Below are 16,580 nucleotides of genomic sequence, written 5' to 3' on the forward strand. Positions count from 1 at the left end.
CCAAGAGAATGTAGAAATCGCTGCTGCAAGTGCTCAAATCAGTGAGAGAGTAGATAAGGTAGCTAAAGATATATTAGATGATGTGAATAAGAAGAAATTCTAAGAAGATTTACTCAAAAACTCTATTACTTTATTAGCTTTAGATTCTGCATAGCAGGTAAGAAACTCTCTGTAGGGTTGGTAGAAAGTCTGCCACTTTGTCATATCTTTGGGCTTTATGCCCGAAGAATTGCTTTTAGCGATGAGTAATTCAGGCAGGGATTCTGAGCCTTTGGGTTCAACACGATAAACTAATGGAGTTGTGCTAGTGCTTCCTTAGAAAATTCTCCACCTCCACTTTATGCTCCCTTGAGAGATGACAAATAGTGATAGCGCCATTTAAAGGGAGGAGAATCACTTGCTTTAGAGCTTATAAACCGAGCTTAATGTCTTTTTTTCCTTGCGTGATGATATGCGTGTATTGTTTATAGATAGCCTTATAATCAGGCAGTATCTCATCATTTAGCTCATCAAACCACATAAGTTTAAAATCTTTCACTTCAGGGCTATAGTAGGTATAAATAAGCTCTGCCCTTGGGTTAGAAAGCTTAACCTTACCATCTTTAAGTTTTTTGATATGCACGCTACCTAGCATACCTATGCGTTTGTTTGTACCCTTTTGCCCGGAGATAAGATTACCAAGTGAGTAATACACCAAAGTATCATTCACCCATTCTGCCCTCTGCACGACATGAGGGTGTGTGCCAATGATTATATCTACTCCTAGAGTGGATAAAAACTTTGCTAGCTCTTCTTGCTCTTTTGATGGAGTAAAGTCATATTCAACCCCCCAGTGCATAGAAACCATAAGCAAATCTACTTTTGGGCGGATAGAGGTGATGTCTTCTTGTAACATTTCTTTGGTGTAGATATTGACAAGATATTCCTTGTCTTTGGGGAGAGGTATATCATTTGTGCCATAGGTATAGGCTAAAAGCGCGTATTTAATGCCATTTTTTTCAAATATTTTGGGGGTATTGCGCTCACTCAAAGAACCATAACTTCCAGCAGTTAAAACAGGCTTTTTGCTCCAATATGCCAAAGAAGCACGTACAGCTTCCTCACCTCTATCAAGCGTGTGGTTATTGGCAAGAGAGATGAGATTAAAGCCTAAAGAGAGCATATTATCACCAAATTCTTGAGGAGAGTTAAAGGCAGGATATGTGCTTAAGCCTAGAGACGAGCCACCTAAAATGGTTTCTTGATTATAAAATGCAAGTTCATATCGTGGCACTAGAGGTTTGAGAATGCTTAACATAGCGCTGAAGTCATAGCTTCCATTATCTTGTTTGGCATCATTATAGACAGAGGCATGAAGTAGTGCATCGCCCGCTATGAGGAGATTAAGCTCTTTAGCATGCAGGGTAATAAAGCTTGTGAGGATACAAATAAGACTTAGGAGCTTATATCTCATCATTTCTCCTTAAATGTCTGTGCTCTTTGATGATTTTTAGGATAAGAGCGATTTTTGTAATATCTTTTTTGCCTTTTGCGTATTCCACTCCGGAGTTAATATCAAGCATAGCAGGATTAAGCGCAAGGAAAGAACCAATGTTTTCTGCATTAATGCCCCCTGCTATGCACAAATACGGCTCATTTAGCGCTTGCAAGACGTCTATACTAATGCTTCTGCCACTTCCGCCCCCTTGTGCGCTTATAGAATCCACAAGGCAAAATGCCCCCTCATAATCGGGGTTGAAGTCTTCTTTATGTGCGATATTTTGCACAATATAATGGCAAAAAAGCGCATCTTTGAGTGAGAGATTTGCAAATGTGTTAGGATTTTTAGAATCTACTCCATGAAGCTGGATTGCATGGATATAGCCTTGCTCATAGAGGGCTTTTGCTTGATTAAGGGAGTGTTTGTCATTCACAACGGCTATACGCAAAATATGCGGGTGGAGCGTTTGGAGGGCTTTTGCTATTGTTTTAATCATTTTAGGCTCTATGTATCGGGGGCTTTGAGGGACGAGGATAAAGCCTAGCATATCTACACCGCCATTTTGTCTCTCTTTGGCTATAAGGAGTGCGTCATCAAGGTTTGTGATACCGCATATTTTAATCGCCGGTTTTTTGTCTTGGGTAAAAAGTTCAAATATTTTGCGATAAAAGGGTGAATTATGTGCTTTTCCCATTTTTAGGGCTGTTTTGAGTGATTGGATAGCATAAGTTGGGTTATTATGCCCAACAAGATAGCTCCCGCATAACACGCCATTAAAGCCTACAGAGCTTACCATATAAGCGCCAGATGAGGAAGTGATAGCTGATTCAAAAATCACTTGTGTGTCTTGTAAGTGTTGATAAAGCGTGCAAGCAGCGGGGATATTAATGCTAAAAGTGCGTAAATCACGGGAGTTTATCCCAACAAGTGGGGGCTTTAAGGGTGCTATAAAGTCAATTTCTTCCTTGCTATGGACTTCGATAAGCGGGGTAATGCCATATTTTAGGCATTCTTCATACATTGTTTTAAAAGATTCAAAGCCTTGTGGCTCATCTATAAACATCGCTACAATTAAAAGCACCATATCCGCCCCAGCGCGGTAGCTTATGTCAATTTCCTCTGGGTGTTGTAAAAAGTCCTTACGCAATACACAGGCTTTGGGGTAGGCATTTTTGACTTTGATTAAATCGTCTAAAGAGCCTTGAAAGTGCCGCTCCTCACATAAAACAGACAGAGCATTCGCCCCGCCATTGAGATATGCTCCTGCTAGATTTGCTACATCAGTAATAGCACCAATATGCCCTGCACTTGGTGAGGCGCGTTTGAGCTCCGCGATGATAAAGCCAGAATCAAAGCAAGGTTTGATAAGCGGGTGGATTCTCTCCTTAGGGATTTGATAGCCAAAGTCAAAGCCTTTATTGGCAATATCTAAAGAACGTTCTTTTGTGATTTTTGCTAAGACTTCTACCATAGCCTTTCCTTGTGTTGCGAAGTTAAAGGGGCTATCTTATCATTTTAAAGGCAATCACTTAAAAATGATAAGAGAGGCTAAGGGAGCCAGAGTAGGTTGTGAGGTCCATATATGAATGCCCATAGAGAGCATAGAGGCTAAGGGAGATATGTCTATAAATTTGCCTTGATACACCTAGATGAAAGCTAAAGCCCAAAGTCTTTGGGGAGTCTAATTTAAGCAGTGCATCTCCATAATATACCTTGAGATTAAGCGCGGAGGTAAGGGGCTGCTGTATCTGCATACCACCAAAAAGCACAGATAGGGCATTGAGATGATATTGCATTTGACTTCCTAAAAGGAGGCTAAAGATATGATTATGCTGCGCGTCATAAGAAAAGATAGCCATATTTTGACTTAAAGGAGTTTCTTTAAAGGCATTATGCAAGTAAAGGGTATAGTCTAAACCCACAAAGGGCTTTATAAAAATTCTCCCCACTTTTAGCTTTAAGGCGGCTTGAGCAAGTGCGGAGAATTGGTGCTGGGAGAGCTTTGAGCTATACATACTTTGGTCGAAGTTTAAATGGCGAGTGACGTCATTTCTTGCATTTGCATAGTAGGAGAGGAATGTAAGCTCTAAGGCATTAAGCGAGATTCTATCTATAAAGCCTCCAAGAAATGAGAAAATATCAAATTGTGTTTGGGATTGGCTAAGGGATTGCTTAGCATGACTTGAGGCGAGCGCTCCAAAGAAGCTAAGCTGATGATTATATATAGGTGTGAAAGTATTGATGCTTAGTCCATAAAGTGGAGCGGAGAGGGAGTTACTTTGGGCATTGGCACCAAGGATAGATATATTAATAGCCCCTCTCCCAGCCCCGCTTAGGCTGCCGTTATTGTAGGTCGTTAGGGCTTGCTGTCTAAGTGGTGTAATGGTATTGTGGGTTATGCTATATAAGGCAAGGGGTGTGGATTGTAAAAACATACTTGAAGCAGAGGAGAGCGTTTGCTCACTTAAGCCTAAAAGAAAGGTCCTATCACCATAGGTAAAGATACTTGTAGAATCTCCTAAATATTTATCGAGGCTTTGGATAATGTTTTTTGTTTTTTCATCGAGTGTTTGGAGATAAGTATCTATAGCCTGTGTGTTTTTTTTGATATTTAAAGTGGTATTTTGCAAATCCGCGAGTATAAACTCACTCTGCCCACCTTGTGAGAAAAGCTCTATAGTTTTCTCAGCTCTTTTGTCATTGAGAGTGCCTATGATGAATTGATGATTACCAAGTGTAATACCCGTTGTATCAACCTTAATAGCCCCCTCATTTTCGACACTTGCCTCCAGCCTCCCTAATTGCCCATTATGAGTGCCAAAAATCAATGCAGAGCCTGCCTTATTGGTAACGGTGGTTGCCTTAATGCTGCCGCCATAGATTTGAATACTTGAGCTTTGATTATCTTCTGGTGTGCTATTGAGAGTGCCTTGAATGTCAATAGTGCCGCCTTTGTTAATGAGATTACCCCCGCCACAGCCTTTGATCCTGCAATCTATAGTTTGTGTTTGGCTTTGCTTTCCGCCATTAAAGACACTCCCTGTAATGGTGATATTGCCGCCATCATTTGTAATGGTAGCAACATTTGAGGGGCTGCCTATGCCAGCGGGTTGAGACTTTTGCCCTATATTATATACATTGCCTGTTAAAGTAAGGTTACCTCCGCTTATATGGATATTTGATTCATTTGAGATATTTTGTGCTTGGACGCTTAGTGTGGAGCCATCTCGTACTTCAATAAAATTTTGGTTAAGAAAGCTTGCAGCCTCTACTTGAAGCGTGGCGTGATTGGTAAGTGTGGTGTGTGATTGTGTATGAAGCTCAAAGCTAGAGCCACTTACACTTCCTTGCAATGGGCTATTGTTTTGTTTGGCTTTAAACTTCAAGGTGGCATTGTCTATATGTAAATTACCCGTGATGAGTGCTGCATAAAAATCAGTCATTTCTAAAGATGAATGGGGGTTAATGCCGACATCACTCATATAAAAAAGCATTTTGTCATAGTTTTTAGGATTGGAGCTAGGCAATGTAGCTTGAAGCTTTAGGCTACTTGTGCTATCTCCTATAGTGGAGTATGTGTAGGCATATCCATAAGTGCCAGAGGAGTTTGTATTAAAGTAGCAACCATTGTGATTACAAGTAGCGATTGCTTTTTGTGTTACATCTTGCCCGCTATTAAGCGTAATGGAGCTAGGCAATCTCCCTGCATAATCTGCTAGGCTTGAAGATATAGCACAACATAATAAGGCATAAAGAGAAATAGCACGAGGAGAAAAGCTCTTAGTTTGTGTTTTAATAGGGCTATTTTGGGTATTTATCATCTGCTACTTTTCCATCAACAATAATTTAAGAATAATTTTTTTCTTTCGCTTAGAATATACAATTTTTATTAAACGCACTATTAAACACATTGATATTTTATATCTCTTTGCTTATATCGCTGCTAGTGTTACTAAAATGCAAGAATGCTATAAAATATTAAGTGATAACTTAAATTGCTTATAGTAGCTTTAGGTTTGAATTGTAATAATCAAAGGGCATTTCTACATTAAAGGAGAGTTATGAATAAAGTCCTTAGTATAGCATTATGGGCAGGCATATCTTTGATAGGCGCTCTATGCTTTGGTGTTTTGGCATTACATACAGGGGAGAGAATCTCTGCTGTATGGATAGTAGTGGCAGCAGTATGTATTTATATGATAGCGTATCGCTTTTATTCTAAATACATTGCGTATAAGGTTTTGGGGCTTGATGATAATCGCGCCACACCAGCGGTGGTAAATAACGATGGACGTGATTTTGTCCCTACTAATAAAATTGTGCTTTTTGGACATCATTTTGCAGCCATTGCTGGGGCAGGACCACTTGTAGGTCCTATACTTGCAGCACAAATGGGCTATTTACCGGGTATGATTTGGATTGTAGTGGGGGTGGTGCTAGCAGGGGCTGTGCATGACTTCACGGTGCTTTTTGTCTCTATGCGCAGGAATGGAAAGTCCTTGGGTGAAATCATTAAACTCGAGCTTGGCAAACCGGTAGGAACTATTACTATGATAGGTATTTTAGGCATTATGATGCTTATCATTGCGATTTTAGCCCTTGTGGTTGTAAATGCACTAGCCGAATCTCCTTGGGGGCTTTTTACCATTGCTATGACTATTCCTATTGCTATTTATATGGGGCTTCATATGCGTTATTTGCGTCCGGGTAGAATTGGTGAGGCAAGCGTTATTGGCTTTGTGCTTTTGCTTTTGGCTTTGTATTATGGGCGATATGTAGCAGAGCATGAGAGTCTTTCTGCTATTTTTACCCTCTCTCCCTTAACACTCACTTATGTAATGATCGCCTATGGGTTTGTAGCGGCGATTTTACCTGTATGGTTTTTGCTTGCACCTCGTGATTATTTAAGCACATTTTTAAAAATCGGGGTTATTGTGCTTATGGCAGGAGGGATTTTGATTGTCCGTCCTGATGTGCAATTTGGAAGTGTTACGCATTTTATCGATGGCACAGGTCCAGTCTTTAGTGGGCAGCTTTTTCCATTTTTATTTATCACTATTGCTTGTGGGGCTATTAGCGGGTTTCACGCACTTATCTCAAGCGGTACTACACCTAAAATGCTTGAGAAAGAATCGCATGCAAGAATGGTAGGCTATGGTTCTATGCTTATGGAATCTGCAGTGGCTGTTATGGCACTTATTGCTGCGGTGATTCTTACTCCGGGGTTGTATTTCTCTATTAATGTCGCACCTGCTGGGCTTGGCACTATGGGGGTTAAAGATGTAGCTGAGGCTGCGGCTATTGCTGCACATACAATTAGCCAATGGGGCTTTAGCATTTCTGCAGAAGATATTTTAGGCGTGGCAAATGAAATTGGTGAAAATAGTATTTTAAGCAAAACAGGAGGTGCTCCTACCTTTGCCATCGGTTTAGCTACTATCATCTCTCAAGTGCCACTTTTTAATGCCGGCTCTATGGCGTTTTGGTATCATTTTGCGATTTTGTTTGAAGCACTCTTTATCCTCACTGCTGTTGATGCGGGTACAAGAGCTGGGCGTTTTATGGTGCAAGATGTGCTTGGTAATGTCTATAAGCCTATTGGGAATATCCATTCTGTATTTTGGGGTATTGTAGCGACTTTGATTTGTGTGGCTGGTTGGGGATATGTGCTTTATCAAGGGGTAACTGACCCACAAGGAGGTGTGAAATCACTTTGGACACTTTTTGGTGTATCAAACCAAATGCTTGCAGGCATGGCATTGCTAACGGTGATTGTCGTGCTTGTCAAAATGGGTAAAACAAAGCAAGCATGGGTGGCTATCCTCCCTGCAGCATGGGTTTTAATAAGCACACTCTATGCAGGGATTTTAAAACTTTTACCCGCTAATGGTGAGAAAGTCCATGACGCGGTGAGCCATATAGCTTTATGGCAGAAATTTAGTGCCCAAGCCGCAGAAGCGACAGATCCTATCTTGGCAGAGAGATTTGCTACCATTGCTACAAATAACCTTATCAATGCTTCACTTTGTGCGTTGTTTATGTTTGTTACTTGCTTGGTTTTAGTGCAATGTGTGAGGGTTTGCATTCGTTCATTAAGGGGCACTAATGATATTCCGCTTGCTGAAACGCCTTATCGCAAAGTGAGTGAGTTTAATAATATAGCCAGTGTGCATTAGTGTGCAAATGTATTTTAAATGAGCTCCCATATAAAGAATTGTGGGAGTTATTTTCATTTATAAAAATTGGATATAGTGCTTAGGGTGCGTTGGTTCTTAATGCCAGTAGGGTTGTTGGGATTTATTGAGCGGGGAATGATTTGTATGTCTTTGTCTCATTTATAGTGGGGCGAAGATTTTAGGAATCCTTAAAAGAATCTGCCACTTTGTTATATCTTCGCGGAGTGGGTACGTAGTGAAGATTTACTAAGAGAAAAGTTTTTGTGAGGATTTAAGATTAAAGTTTAGATTTTGCTTTTTGCATAATATTAAAGGAGGGTATATGCGAAGTAATACTTTTAGGCTTTATAAGCTATGTAAGTTTAGGCGAATATTATATTTATGTGTCCTTGCCTTTATGTGTAATGCATGGGCTGATGAGTTTGAGCATTTACAAAAGGGGCATTTTGGACGTTTGGGTATGAATCTTGCGTGGTTAAAGCATAGTACAAATCAAAGTCGCTATGATAGCTTGAGTACGGCTGTAAGTGCGGATTATCATTACATCTTTAGAAAGGGTGTTACCTTAGGATTAGAGGGCACTATGGCAAGTAGCGTAGGGCATTATCAAGGCTTTCCTTTGCAAGGCTATGAGGCTTTCACTACGACTATTCCTAGTGCTGGAGCACATAGTTTGTTTGATTACAGCATTTATTTAGGCTTTTATGCTTTAAGAAGAGCCCATGATAAGCCCTTATATGTTGGGTTAGGTATAAAAAGTTCTGGTTATCTTAATGCCTTTGTCAATGCGCCAGTTCTTGCTTTGCCTATATTACCTTATTCAACTTATGAAGTAAAAGGGGATATTGCTTTAAGCTCTAAGTTTAGCCTTGAGTATTCAGCAGCCCTTGATATAGCTCTTAAAACTTATTTTTTAATAGGCAATGTTGTGGAGGACCAAAGCAGTCGTGTGGAGGGTAAGAGCAGCTATGGTTTGCGTTTTAGCGTAGGCGGGAGGTATTATGTAAGTGAAAAAACATATTTTTTTAGCAATATTCTCTTGTGGTATCAAAGCATAGCTGCGAGTGAGAGTGTAAATATTACAATAGCTAACAATCCTGAAGATAGACCCGGAATTAAGCTAGGGTCTGCAAATGTTGTCTATCCACGCTCAAAGCTAAGCTATGTGGGCTTGAGATTTGGTGTTGGATTCTAAGGGGGAAGAGATGAGATTGAAAGTTTTATTACTAGCCTTATTGTGCCATTTATCTTCTATTTTTGGTGATGATAGGGTTTCTATTCAAGGAGATTCAAAGTGGCAACCACAGCTTATGAAAAATGGCTTTTATCGTTCTTTAGGCGTTTATAGCGGGTATTACTTTTATGGCGAGGTAGATACGAGAACCAATGAAGAGGTCATGCATATGAGCTTATTTATGTTTGGCTTATCTGGGCAAATGGGTGTGGTGGCTAGAAATGCCTATAAGTTAGAGGGGACATTAAGGGTAAATTATGGCTATGGCAAGTATGTCGGTGGTGTTTTAGATGTAGATAATGAAGAGAGAAATGGAAAGCCCTTGACTGCGAGAGATGCTGTCCTTATTGGAGATGTGGAGTTAAAGGCTGGCTATAATCTCCTCTCCAATCTTTCATATATTTCTTTATATGCACAAAGTGGCTTAGGCTATTATCTTAATCGTAATGAAATGACCTCAATGTATAGGATACAAGGCTATTTGTATGTGCCCTTAGAGCTTGAGGGTGAGGCTATATTAAATGATAAGATAGCTTTAAGTTATGGGGCAGGGTATCGTTATTTGATTTTTGGTAATCACTTGAGTAGGGAGCCTACTGGACTTAATGGTAAGCTTGATGTTATCCAAAAAGATGGCTTTAGCTGGCATGGCTTTGTGGGAATGAACTTTTTTACTAAAGCAGGGCAACTGCGCTCTTTGCGCTTAGTGTATGAGTATTGGAGTATAGGAGATTCTCCTGAAAGTGCAATGAGCAGTGTCTATACGGGTGATATACAATACCTCTATGAGCCTAAAAATAGAACTCATCGCGTTTTTCTCCAATATAGCTTTGGATTTTAAGTATATTAAATAAGCTATATTATCCTTTATAGAAACTAAAGGTGTGTTATGAAATTAAGGAGATTGTGGCTTAAATGCAGGGCATTATATAAACGAAGTGATAGGTTTTTACACCTTTTGGTGGGTATGCCAAGCTATGATAAATATGTAGAGCATATGAGGCTTCATCACCCTGATAAGATTCCTAAAACACAAAAGGAGTTTTTCCTCCAAGCCTTAGAGGCGAAATATGGCGCGGGAAGCACGAAGTGTTGTTAAAGGGAATCTCGCAAGGTCTGCGAATACTATCTCCCTTAAACGTATCAATTTGTATCACACTCTAAGGAAGAACGATGAGCAAACATCAACGAGAAAATGAGAATCTGACATTACTAGGTAGTAATGGAGTTGTGTATCCTACAGATTATGACCCAAAGATTTTAGAGGCATTTGAGAATAAGCACAAAGACAATGATTATTTTGTAACTTTCAACTGCCCTGAATTTACAAGCCTCTGCCCTATCACTGCCCAACCAGATTTTGCGCATATTACTATCTCTTATATCCCTGCTAAAAAAATGGTTGAATCCAAATCATTAAAGCTCTATCTTTTTTCTTTCCGCAATCATGGCGATTTCCACGAAGATTGTATAAATATCATTATGAAAGATTTGCGCGATTTGCTTTTGCCTAAATATATTGAGGTTTATGGGAGATTTACCCCTAGAGGCGGGATAAGTATAGATCCTTTTGTAAATTATGCCATCCCCCATAGCCCTTATGAAGAAATGGCACGCTATCGCCTGAGTAATCATAGATTAAAGCCCTAAGGATTTTGCTTGGGCATATATTTTTTGAGACGTCTTTTGCTTATTATCCCTACGCTTTTAGGTGTGATGAGTATTAATTTTATCCTTATGCAGCTCTCCCCCGGTGGTCCTATAGAACGTGAAATAGCCAAAATAGAGAATCTAGGGCATTTAAGTGAAGCTGCATTAGGCTCAAATACCCTCTATAAGGGCTCCATTGGCTTAGATCCGGAGTTTATAGAAGAGATTAAAAAGCTTTATGGATTTGATAAACCTTTATTGGAGCGATACATACAAATGCTATGGAATTTTGCGCGATTTGATTTTGGTGAGAGCTTTTACGCACAAAGCAGTGTCTTATCTATCATCGCCCAAAAGCTCCCTGTGTCTATCTCGCTCGGATTTTTTAGCACATTGCTTATTTACCTTATTAGCATTCCCTTAGGCATTGCTAAGGCTGTGCGTCATGGCTCTAAATTTGATGTGATAAGTAGCATTGTTATTGTCGTGCTTAATGCCATTCCCGCCTTTATGTTTGGTGTGGTGTTGATTGTGCTATTTTGCGGGGGGAGTTATTTTGATATTTTTCCTTTGCGTTCTTTAGTGAGTGATGATTTTGAGACTTTGAGTATATGGGGCAAGATTGTAGATTATCTCTGGCATTTATGTCTGCCTGTGCTGTGTATTTCTATAGGCGGGCTTGCGACTTTAAGTATGTTAAGCAAAAATTGCTTTTTAGAGGAGATTCACAAAAGCTATGTAGTATGTGCTAGGGCTAAGGGCGGGAGCGAATTGCACATTCTCTATGGGCATATCTTTCGTAATGCTATGCTTTTAATCATCAGCGGATTTCCTGCAGTGTTTATTGGTGCGTTTTTTAGCGGGAGTTTGCTTATTGAAGTGATTTTTAGCCTTGATGGTTTGGGGCTTTTAGGCTATGAGAGCGTGCTTAATCGCGACTTTCCCGTTGTATTTGGCACGCTTTATATTTTTACTTTCCTAGCCCTTGTGTTGGGTATCATCACTGATATGCTTTATTATTTTATCGACCCGCGCATTCACTTTGAGGGTAAAAATGCTTAAAGCACATATCCTCAAAGCGCGTTGGCAGATTTTTAAGCAAAATAGGCGAGCCTACTATTCCCTCTGGCTTTTTGTAGCCTTTTTTATTTTAAGCTTAGGGGCGGAGTTTATCGCTAATGATAAGCCTTTATTTATCTATAAAGATTCTAAGATGTATTTCCCTGTGTTTGTGAATTATACTGAACGCACCTTTGGAGGGGACTTTGATACATGGTGTGATTATAAGGATAGCTATGTGAGAGATGAGCTTTTGGGGAATGCCTTTGTTCTCTCTGCACCTATCGCTTATAGCTATGATACAATCATTATGGACTTAAACTCCCAAGCCCCAAGTCCCCCTGAATTAAAGCATATCTTAGGCACAGATGATAAAGCTAGAGATGTAGCAGCAAGGCTGATTTATGGGTATAGAATCTCCATTCTCTTTGCCCTTATTTTAACTCTATGCAGTGTGGTTATTGGCGTGTGTGCAGGGGCTATGCAGGGGTATTATGGTGGGGCAGTGGATTTAGTAGGGCAGCGGTGCATAGAGATTTTGAATGCTGTGCCTATTTTGTTTGTTATCATCATTATTTCAAGCGTGTTTCAAGCGAGTTTTTGGTGGATTCTCTGTGTGGTGCTAATGTTTTCATGGATGGTGCTTGTTAATCTCGTCCGTGCAGAATTTCTCAAAGCGCGGAATCTTGAGTATGTCCGCGCAGCTAAGGCTATGGGGGTAAGTGATATGCGCATTATCTTTGTGCATATTTTGCCAAATGCTCTTAGTGCGACACTCACATTTACGCCCTTTATTATGGCGGGGAGTATTGTTACATTAAGTAGCCTTGATTTTTTGGGCTTTGGTATGCCTGTGGGGAGTGCGAGCTTAGGGGAAATCTTAGCTCAAGGTAAAAATAATCTCACATCGCCGCATTTGGGGATTAGCGCGTTTGTGGCTTTGTGTATTTTACTCTCAATACTCGTTTTTATAGGAGAGGGCTTACGCGATGCCTTTGACCCTCATATCAAACTTCATATAAGAGAAGCTCATGCTAGCAATCACTAATCTTTGTGCAAGCTTTGTGGGAAATGCCAATTTTAAACTGCAAGATATATATTTGCATATCGCCCCAAGGGAAAAGCTCGCCCTTGTAGGGGAGTCTGGCTCGGGTAAAAGTATGCTTGCACAAATGATACTCTCCTTGCAGAGCAATATTATTGTGCATGAGGGCAGTATATGCTTTGAGGGCACCAATCTTCTCGCTTTAAATGGAAAGCAGCTTCGTTCATTACGTGGGAGGGAGATTGCCTATATCCCTCAAGAGCCTCTCTCAAGCCTTAACCCCCTCCACAAGGTAGGTAAGCAGATTTTAGAGAGCTTTTACCTCCATGCAGATGTGCTTTACCCTCATCTTTCATCTCAAGCTTTGCATACATTAGCGAGCGAGAGGCTAGAAGAGCTTTTGGAATCTGTAGGCTTAGATACATATTATGCTAAGGCATATCCCTTTGAGCTAAGCGGAGGGCAGAAGCAGAGGGTAGCCATTGCTATGAGTATTATTAATAAACCTAAATTATTGATTTGTGATGAGCCCACAACTGCCCTAGATGTGCTCGTGCAGCGTCAGATTATGGAGCTATTATTAAGCCTTAGCGCTGAATGTGCGATTTTGTTTATTAGCCATGATTTGGGCGTGGTAAGGGGCTTTTGCGATAAAGTAGTCGTGCTGCAAAATGGTAAGGTTATAGAGAGTAATAGCACACAAAGGCTTTTCTCTGCGCCCAAAGAGGAATATACTGCATTTTTAATAGAATCTCTCAAACTCCCAGAGAGGCAAAAGGGCTTAAAACAAAGTGATAGCACGCTTTTAGAGGCAAGGCATTTAAGTGTGGGGGTAAGCAAGCGCACTCTCTTAAAAGCGCATTATAAGGAGCTCGTAAAAGATGTGAGTTTCACACTGCATAGAGGTGAGATATTAGGCATAGCAGGTGCAAGTGGGAGTGGTAAATCAAGCTTGGCTTTAGGTTTGCTGCATTTATTGGAGCTAAGGGGGGAGCTATATTTAAAGGGCAAAAAGGCAGAGACAAAGGATTTGAGAGGGCATATTAGTATGGTTTTTCAAGACCCTTTTTCTTCCCTCTCTCCGCGATTTAGTATAGGAGAAATTATTACAGAGGTTCTAGGGGGGAAGAGGGCTTGTGAAGAGAGGATAATATGGGCTTTAGAATCTGTAGGCTTAGATACATATTATGCTAAGGCGTATCCCTTTGAGTTAAGCGGAGGGCAGAAGCAGAGGGTAGCCATTGCACGTGCGATTGTTAGGGAGCCAGATATTTTATTGCTTGATGAGCCCACTTCTGCCCTTGATAAAAGCTCACAAAAGCTTATCCTTACACTTTTGCTTAAGCTCCAAAAGCAGCTTGATATGGGCTATATTTTTATCACGCATGATTTGGAGATACTACGGGCATTAAGCGATAATGTGCTTATTTTGCATAATGGATTAGTTGTAGAATCTGGCAAGTGTGAAGATGTATTTACTTCTCCACAGAGTAGCTATGCGCGAGATTTGCTTCATACATTTTTTGGAGGGGAACGTGATAGAATCTAGCTTTGTGCTTTTAAAGGCTTTAAAACAAAGAGATTTATTAAAAGATAAGCCTAGCTGGTGGTGGCATAATCATGGGAGTTTTGAGGTTATCTTAGGTGCGATACTTGTACAAAATACACAATGGCAAAATGTAGAGAAAATGCTTACCTCTCTTAAAGGGGCGGGGCTTATCGGCGGAGATTCTCAAAAAGATTTAGAATCTATGGCACATATACAAGCCCTCGTGTTGCAATCTCACATTAGAGGCTTGCAAAAGCAAAAATCTAGCTCTATTATCAAGCTCTCACAGGCTATTTTAAGGGATTTTGGGAGTTTTGAGTATTTTAGGGACAATGTGGATTTTGAGTGGCTACTTGCTCAAAAGGGCATAGGGCGCGAGAGTGCGTATGCGATTTTAAATTATGCTTGTGGGCGTGAAGTTATGGTGGTGGATAAATATACCTATAAATTGCTTTGCGCGCTAGGCTGGGAGATAGAGGATTATGAGGAGTTAAGGGCATTTTGTGAATCTGGTGTGAGGGAAAATATGGGCTTAGTTTATGAGATGTATCCGCAAGATATGCCCTTGGCTCAAATTTTCGCACGATTTCATGGCAAAATCGTAGAATTTAGCAAACTCAAGCTTAGCCCACAAGAGCTATTGGTGTAACTTTGTGAAGAGGGGGTTTGAATGGGTAAATTTATAAATCGAATCTGCTTTACGCTTTGTTTTGCTTTATTTTATCTCTGCTCGCTTAGGGCAGAATATAGCTGCGATGGGGGAAAATGTAGTGATTATAAGCTGGGGCTTAGTGCATTAGCTGGGGTGCATAGCACTGCCTTGCATAGTGCCTCTATGCAAGGGGTAGGCATAAATGCGCTCTTTTCTCAGTACAATCCGCATTATGGCTTTGCATTTAATTTTACCTTTGGTATTTTGCATTCTCGATTCAAAAACGCAAAAAATGCCATTATAGCTTATGATAAAGATACTTTCAGTACTTCTAGTGGGTATGTGCAAACCAATGTGTTTTTTGCCAAAAATCTTAAAAACAATGTATACAATCCTTTCTTTATGGGAGTGTTGCTAGGCTGGGAGGGTGTATATTTTGATGAAAAATATGGTGTGCCGAATTCTGTACTTTTGACATTAGGGCTTGGGCTAAGTGGCTCTTATATGCTCTCTCACAATCTTGCTTTTGAATATGGGGCTTCATATAATTATGGCGTGTATGCTAAGCATTCCTATCCTATTAGTTATCTAGCTGATAGATACACTTTATTAAAGCCTAATAATCATCAAGTGCGACTTTTTTTGGGAATCCATAAAAATAAAACCTATGGTGTATTTGCCAAAGCTCATTTAAGTCTCACGCATTTAGATAGTGCTAGAAATGCTATAACTAATCGTTATGGGAGTGTTAGCATTTACCCGCAATCTATGCAAGTAATGTTCGGTTTAGAATGTGGCTTTGGCTTCAATCAATGGCTTTAATTTAAAGTATTTTTTACTTTGCTAGGATAGAATCTCTTAAAAGCAATTTTTAAGGAGCGTATATGAGAGAAGTGCGATATGAGGACATTAAATCTGCTGTGGCAAAGCTTGCTATTGATGCGTGCTGTATCCAAACACCTGATATTAAGCATGCCTTTGCTGCGGCGAAGAAAACCGAGCAATCACCCTTAGGGCAAAATATACTTGATACACTTATAGAAAATGGTAAAATCGCTCAAAGCAATATGATGCCTATTTGCCAAGATACGGGTATGACCGTGGTATTTGTCGAGGTGGGGCAAGATGTGCATATTGTGGGTGGATACCTTGAAGATGCGATTAATGAGGGTATCAAAGAGGGCTATACAAATGGATATTTGCGTAAATCTGTGGTGAGTGAGCCACTCTATGAGCGTAAAAATACGACAAACAACGCCCCAGCAGTGATACATACGCGTATGATTAAGGGTGATAAACTTCATCTCAAAGTATGCCCTAAAGGCTTTGGAAGTGAGAATAAAAGCGTGCTGAAAATGCTTGTGCCTGCTGATGGCATTGATGGTGTGAAAGAGGTTTTTACACAAGCTGTGAAACTCGCAGGACCAAACGCTTGCCCCCCTATGGTGATTGGTGTAGGGATAGGCGGCACAATGGAAAAGGCTGCCCTTTTAGCTAAACAAGCTGCTGTGAGGGAGATAGATTCTAAAAATCCAGACCCTCGCTATGCAAAGCTAGAGGAAGAATTACTTGAAATTGCAAATAAAACAGGCGTGGGACCACAAGGCTTAGGCGGCACAACAACCGCATTTGCTGTGAATGTAGAGTGGTATCCTACTCATATTGCCGGCTTGCCTGTAGCAGTAAATATCAACTGCCATGCCGCACGACATGCTGATATTGAGCTTTAAGGAGG

14 protein-coding genes are annotated in these 16,580 nt (G+C 40.4%); 11 read left to right on the top strand and 3 right to left on the bottom strand.

Features of this window, described 5'->3' with window-relative positions:
• Positions 1–409: 409 nt before the first annotated feature.
• Genes CQA63_RS07710 through CQA63_RS07720 form a run of 3 tightly spaced genes read right to left on the bottom strand, consistent with a single transcriptional unit; the run spans position 410 to position 5,301 of the window.
• Complete coding sequence (locus CQA63_RS07710; RefSeq protein WP_233706656.1) at positions 410–1,456, bottom strand: CapA family protein; 1,047 nt, start codon at positions 1,454–1,456, stop codon at positions 410–412.
• On the bottom strand, positions 1,443–2,951 hold the full coding sequence (gene trpF, locus CQA63_RS07715) for a bifunctional indole-3-glycerol phosphate synthase/phosphoribosylanthranilate isomerase (RefSeq protein WP_104700445.1): 1,509 nt from the start codon (positions 2,949–2,951) through the stop codon (positions 1,443–1,445). The genes CQA63_RS07710 and trpF overlap by 14 nt, the downstream gene beginning before the upstream one ends.
• Positions 2,952–3,009: 58 nt before the next feature.
• Positions 3,010–5,301 carry an autotransporter outer membrane beta-barrel domain-containing protein gene (locus CQA63_RS07720; protein WP_104700446.1) on the bottom strand — a complete coding sequence of 764 codons (2,292 nt, stop codon included), beginning with the start codon at positions 5,299–5,301 and terminating at the stop codon, positions 3,010–3,012.
• A gap of 240 nt (positions 5,302–5,541) precedes the next feature.
• Here CQA63_RS07720 and CQA63_RS07725 point away from each other — a divergent pair, with 240 nt between their 5' ends.
• From CQA63_RS07725 to CQA63_RS07775, 11 genes are all read left to right on the top strand, one after another.
• Positions 5,542–7,656 carry a carbon starvation CstA family protein gene (locus tag CQA63_RS07725; protein ID WP_104700447.1) on the top strand — a complete coding sequence of 705 codons (2,115 nt, stop codon included), beginning with the start codon at positions 5,542–5,544 and terminating at the stop codon, positions 7,654–7,656.
• 322 nt (positions 7,657–7,978) lie between these two features.
• Entirely contained in the window at positions 7,979–8,851 is an 873-nt protein-coding gene (locus CQA63_RS07730; RefSeq protein WP_104700448.1) for a hypothetical protein, read from the top strand.
• A 10-nt stretch (positions 8,852–8,861) separates the two neighbouring features.
• On the top strand, positions 8,862–9,731 hold the full coding sequence (locus CQA63_RS07735; protein WP_104700449.1) for a hypothetical protein: 870 nt from the start codon (positions 8,862–8,864) through the stop codon (positions 9,729–9,731).
• A 48-nt stretch (positions 9,732–9,779) separates the two neighbouring features.
• Complete coding sequence (gene kcuS / locus CQA63_RS07740; protein ID WP_104700450.1) at positions 9,780–9,989, top strand: KCU-star family selenoprotein; 210 nt, start codon at positions 9,780–9,782, stop codon at positions 9,987–9,989.
• A 74-nt stretch (positions 9,990–10,063) separates the two neighbouring features.
• Complete coding sequence (gene queF / locus CQA63_RS07745) at positions 10,064–10,540, top strand: preQ(1) synthase (RefSeq protein WP_104700451.1); 477 nt, start codon at positions 10,064–10,066, stop codon at positions 10,538–10,540.
• 9 nt (positions 10,541–10,549) lie between these two features.
• A complete protein-coding gene (locus tag CQA63_RS07750) occupies positions 10,550–11,602 on the top strand; it encodes a microcin C ABC transporter permease YejB (protein WP_104700452.1) in 1,053 nt (350 codons plus the stop codon).
• The gene (locus CQA63_RS07755) at positions 11,595–12,647 is read left to right on the top strand and encodes an ABC transporter permease (protein ID WP_104700453.1); all 1,053 of its coding nucleotides are present in this window, start codon (positions 11,595–11,597) and stop codon (positions 12,645–12,647) included. Before CQA63_RS07750 ends, CQA63_RS07755 begins: the two co-directional genes overlap by 8 nt.
• On the top strand, positions 12,631–14,193 hold the full coding sequence (locus CQA63_RS07760) for an ATP-binding cassette domain-containing protein (protein WP_104700454.1): 1,563 nt from the start codon (positions 12,631–12,633) through the stop codon (positions 14,191–14,193). Before CQA63_RS07755 ends, CQA63_RS07760 begins: the two co-directional genes overlap by 17 nt.
• Positions 14,183–14,842 (top strand): 3-methyladenine DNA glycosylase, encoded by a 660-nt coding sequence (locus CQA63_RS07765; protein WP_199770713.1) that lies wholly within the window; start codon positions 14,183–14,185, stop codon positions 14,840–14,842. The genes CQA63_RS07760 and CQA63_RS07765 overlap by 11 nt, the downstream gene beginning before the upstream one ends.
• Positions 14,843–14,863: 21 nt before the next feature.
• Complete coding sequence (locus tag CQA63_RS07770) at positions 14,864–15,667, top strand: hypothetical protein (RefSeq protein WP_104700456.1); 804 nt, start codon at positions 14,864–14,866, stop codon at positions 15,665–15,667.
• Positions 15,668–15,729: 62 nt separating this feature from the next.
• A complete protein-coding gene (locus CQA63_RS07775) occupies positions 15,730–16,575 on the top strand; it encodes a fumarate hydratase (RefSeq protein WP_104700457.1) in 846 nt (281 codons plus the stop codon).
• Positions 16,576–16,580 lie beyond the last annotated feature (5 nt).

It is taken from the genome of Helicobacter marmotae (assembly GCF_003364255.1).
Taxonomy (GTDB): Bacteria; Campylobacterota; Campylobacteria; order Campylobacterales; family Helicobacteraceae; genus Helicobacter_C; species Helicobacter_C marmotae.

Coding starts and splice junctions, on each gene's coding strand:
- CQA63_RS07710 (WP_233706656.1), bottom strand. CDS start 1,456: ATGATGAGATATAAGCTCCTAAGTCTTATTTGTATCCTCACAAGCTTT.
- trpF (WP_104700445.1), bottom strand. CDS start 2,951: ATGGTAGAAGTCTTAGCAAAAATCACAAAAGAACGTTCTTTAGATATT.
- CQA63_RS07720 (WP_104700446.1), bottom strand. CDS start 5,301: ATGATAAATACCCAAAATAGCCCTATTAAAACACAAACTAAGAGCTTT.
- CQA63_RS07725 (WP_104700447.1), top strand. CDS start 5,542: ATGAATAAAGTCCTTAGTATAGCATTATGGGCAGGCATATCTTTGATA.
- CQA63_RS07730 (WP_104700448.1), top strand. CDS start 7,979: ATGCGAAGTAATACTTTTAGGCTTTATAAGCTATGTAAGTTTAGGCGA.
- CQA63_RS07735 (WP_104700449.1), top strand. CDS start 8,862: ATGAGATTGAAAGTTTTATTACTAGCCTTATTGTGCCATTTATCTTCT.
- kcuS (WP_104700450.1), top strand. CDS start 9,780: ATGAAATTAAGGAGATTGTGGCTTAAATGCAGGGCATTATATAAACGA.
- queF (WP_104700451.1), top strand. CDS start 10,064: ATGAGCAAACATCAACGAGAAAATGAGAATCTGACATTACTAGGTAGT.
- CQA63_RS07755 (WP_104700453.1), top strand. CDS start 11,595: ATGCTTAAAGCACATATCCTCAAAGCGCGTTGGCAGATTTTTAAGCAA.
- CQA63_RS07760 (WP_104700454.1), top strand. CDS start 12,631: ATGCTAGCAATCACTAATCTTTGTGCAAGCTTTGTGGGAAATGCCAAT.
- CQA63_RS07770 (WP_104700456.1), top strand. CDS start 14,864: ATGGGTAAATTTATAAATCGAATCTGCTTTACGCTTTGTTTTGCTTTA.
- CQA63_RS07775 (WP_104700457.1), top strand. CDS start 15,730: ATGAGAGAAGTGCGATATGAGGACATTAAATCTGCTGTGGCAAAGCTT.